Here is a 3,629-nt window from a genome sequence, read left to right on the forward strand (position 1 = left end):
GGGGTGGGGGTGGCTAGGTGGTGGAGGGCGAGGCGGTAGCCGTTGACGCCGAGGCCGCAGATGACGCCGGTGGCCACCGCCGAGACCACCGAGTGGTGCCGGAACTCCTCGCGGGCGTGGATGTTGGAGATGTGCACCTCCACCAGAGGGCCACGCAACAGCGCGCAGGCGTCCCGGACCGCGATCGAGTAGTGCGACCAGGCCGCCGGGTTGAGCACCACCGCCGCCTGCTCGTCAGCCGCCGCGTGCAGCCAGCCGATCAGCTCGTGCTCGGCGTCGGTCTGCCGGACGACGACGTCCAGGCCCAGGTCCCGCCCGGTCGCCTCGCAGAGTGCGACCAGGTCCGCGTAGCTGGTCGCGCCGTAGACGTCGACCTGGCGGGTGCCCAGCCGACCCAGATTCGGCCCGTTGAACACGTAGACCCTCATGCTGAGCCACCTTCCGTTCCCGACTGCGGGGCTCGCAACACCGGCTCACTCCTCGCGCTCACCGGACTGAGCCACCTTCCGTTCCCGACTGCGGGGCTCGCAACACCGGCTCACTCCTCGCGCTCACCGGGAGGCGACCGCGCCGTAGGCCGCGTGCAGTAGCTCGTCGTCGGGGCCGGCCAGGATCGCCGGTCGGGCCAGCCCGTCGAGCACCACGAAACGCAGCGTGTTGCCGCGGGCCTTCTTGTCCACCCGCATCGCGGCCAGCAGCCGCGGCCAGGCGTCGGCCGGGTATGCGGTGGGCAGGTCGAGCAGATCCAGCACGGCACGGTGCCGCTGTGCGGTCGCCGGGTCCAGCCGGCCGGCCAACCGGGCCAGCTCGGCGGCGTACACCAGGCCGACCGCGACCGCGTGGCCGTGCCGCCAGCGGTACTCCTCCGACTTCTCGATCGCGTGCGCGAGAGTGTGCCCGTAGTTCAGCACCTCCCGTACCCCCGACTCGCGCAGGTCACCACCAACCACGTCCGCCTTCACCCGGATCGCCCGTTCGATCAGCTCCCGGGCCACCGGACCGGTCGGGTCGACGGCCGCCGCCGGGTCCCGCTCGACCAACTCCAGGATGACCGGGTCGGCGATGAACCCGCACTTGACCACCTCGGCCAGACCGGCGGCCAGGTCGGCCGGCGGCAGGGTGTCCAGGGTGGCGAGATCGGCCAGCACCCCCACCGGCGGGTGGAACGCACCGACCAGGTTCTTGCCGGCCGCGGTGTTGATCCCGGTCTTGCCGCCGACCGCCGCGTCGACCATGCCGAGCAGCGAGGTGGCCACCGGCACCCAGCGCACCCCACGCAGCCAGCAGGCCGCCACGAAGCCGGCCAGGTCGGTCACCGCGCCGCCGCCCAACCCGACCACCGCGTCGCTGCGAGTGAACCCGGCCGCACCGAGCCGGTCCCAGCACTGCGCGGCCACGTCGAGGTGCTTGCCGGCCTCCGCGTCGGGCACCTCGATCGGCAGCGGCGTCATCCCCGCCGCGGCCAGCCGGTCACCGACGGTGTCGGCCAGCTGCTTCAGGGGTGGGGCGTGCAGCACCGCCACCCGGGTGGCTTCGGGCAGCAGGCCGGGCAGCGGGTCGAGCAGGTTTCGTCCGACCAGCACGTCGTACGGTCGCTCGCCGCCGATCGGGATCCGGGTCACCTCGTCCATCGCCGGGAGCCTAGCCCACCGGCGGCCCGTCCGGCCGGTACCGCCACCGCGTGCCCGAGCTCTGGGAACCGCAGGTTTACCGCTTCGCGCAACGGGCAGGGGCCACCACGGACGCATGGACAGCCACCAGGACGGACGAGGGAGCGGCATGACGCAGCGGACGATCGACGGCGCCCCCGCCCACGGGAACGCCCCGCACCGGCGCTGCGCACGGGAGGGCGTTGTTAACAAGGGGCCCTTGCTATGCATGGGGCGTTAGCAGGGGGCCCTTCCTTGCACCAGGGTCGCGAGTTCGGCGGCGATGTCTTCGGGGGCGCGGCCGTCGGTGACGATGGTGATGGTGGCGACCTCGGCGTAGAGCGGACGGCGCTGGTCCATCAGGTGTTTGAGGGTGGCTCGGGGGTTGATCGTCAGCAGCGGCCGGCCGACGCCGAGCCCGACCCGCTTCACCGCGTCGGTCAGCTCGACGGACAGGTGCACCACCCGGTGCCCGATCAGCGCGGCGCGGTTCTCCTCGGCCAGCACCGCGCCCCCGCCGAGGGCCAGCACACCGCTGCAGGAGGCCAGCGCCGCGGCCACCGCCGCCCGTTCCAGGTCCCGGAAGTGCGCCTCCCCCTCGTCGATGAAGATCTCCGGGATCGGTTTACCGGCGAGGCGCTCGATGTCGACGTCGGTGTCCCGGAACTCGACGCCGAGCGTGGCCGCCAATGCCTGCCCGACAGTGGTTTTGCCCGCGCCGGGCGCGCCGACCAGCACACAGACCGGACGGCTGGCACCGGTCACCGGATCACCAGCGCGTCGAGGTAGCCGGCCAGGTTGCGGCGAATCTCGGCGACCGAGTCACCGCCGAACTTCTCCACCGCCGCCTCGGCCAGCACCAACGCCACCATCGCCTCGGCGACCACGGCGGCGGCGGGCACCGCGCAGACGTCGGAACGCTGGTTGATCGCCGTGGCCGGCTCGCCGGTGGTGATGTCCACGGTGGCCAGGGCGCGGTTCAGCGACGAGATCGGCTTCATCGCGGCCTTGACCCGCAGCGGCTCACCGGTGGTGATGCCGCCCTCCAGACCGCCGGCCCGGTCGGTGATCCGGCGGACCCCGGTGGCGGTGGGCATGATCTCGTCGTGCGCCTCAGAGCCGCGGGAGCGCGCCTGCTGCCACCCGTCGCCGATCTCCACGCCCTTGATCGCCTGGATCGACATCAGGGCGGTGGCCAGCCGGGCGTCGAGTTTGCGGTCCCACTGCACGTGGCTGCCGAGGCCGGGCGGCACGCCGTACGCCAGCACCTCGACCACGCCGCCCAGGGTGTCGGCGGCCTTCTTGGCCGCGTCGACCTCGGCGACCATCCGGGCGCTGGCCTCCGGGTCGAGGCAGCGCAGCGGGTCGGCGTCGATCCGGGCGGCGTCCTCCGGCTGGGGCCGCAGCCCCGGCTTGACGGCGACCGGGCCCAACTCGACCACGTGCGAGACGATCTCGATGTCGAGGGCCTGCCGCAGCAGCGCCTTGGCCACCGTGCCGACGGCGACCCGGGCGGCGGTCTCCCGCGCGCTGGCCCGTTCCAGGATCGGCCGGGCGTCGGTGTGGCCGTACTTCTGCATGCCGGCCAGGTCGGCGTGGCCGGGCCGGGGCCGGGTGAGCGGGGCGTTACGCGCCTGGCCGGCCAACTCGTCGGCGTCGACCGGGTCGGCGGCCATCACGGTCTGCCACTTGGGCCACTCGGAGTTGCCGACCCGGATGGCGACCGGGCTGCCCAGCGTCACACCGTGCCGCAGGCCACCGACGACCTCGATCTCGTCCTGCTCGAAGGCCATCCGGGCACCCCGGCCGTAGCCGAGCCGACGGCGGGCCAGCTCGGCACCGATCTCGGTGGAGGTCACCTCGACACCGGCCGGCACCCCCTCCAGCAGCGCGACGAGGGCGGGCCCGTGCGATTCTCCTGCGGTCAACCAGCGCAACACAGCCATGAGTCTGTCACGCCCGCTGTCCACTGCCCCGCCC

At 73.2% G+C, this 3,629-nt stretch carries 4 protein-coding genes; all 4 read right to left on the reverse strand.

The genetic code is table 11. The features are described 5' to 3' along the window. On the reverse strand, window positions 1-428 hold a 428-nt coding region (aroQ, locus tag C1I93_RS29470; protein WP_111246521.1), incomplete at its 3' end, for a type II 3-dehydroquinate dehydratase. Between the two features lie 123 nt (window positions 429-551). Next, complete coding sequence (gene aroB, locus C1I93_RS29475) at window positions 552-1,631, reverse strand: 3-dehydroquinate synthase (RefSeq protein ID WP_111246522.1); 1,080 nt, start codon at window positions 1,629-1,631, stop codon at window positions 552-554. A 255-nt stretch (window positions 1,632-1,886) separates the two neighbouring features. Further along, the gene (locus C1I93_RS29480; protein WP_111246523.1) at window positions 1,887-2,414 is read right to left on the reverse strand and encodes a shikimate kinase; all 528 of its coding nucleotides are present in this window, start codon (window positions 2,412-2,414) and stop codon (window positions 1,887-1,889) included. Continuing rightward, window positions 2,411-3,589 (reverse strand): chorismate synthase, encoded by a 1,179-nt coding sequence (gene aroC, locus C1I93_RS29485; RefSeq protein WP_111246524.1) that lies wholly within the window; start codon window positions 3,587-3,589, stop codon window positions 2,411-2,413. The genes C1I93_RS29480 and aroC overlap by 4 nt, the downstream gene beginning before the upstream one ends. Between the last annotated feature and the right edge of the window lie 40 nt (window positions 3,590-3,629).

Origin of the sequence: Micromonospora endophytica, from assembly GCF_003236305.1 — a bacterium.
GTDB lineage: Bacteria > Actinomycetota > Actinomycetes > Mycobacteriales > Micromonosporaceae > Micromonospora > Micromonospora endophytica.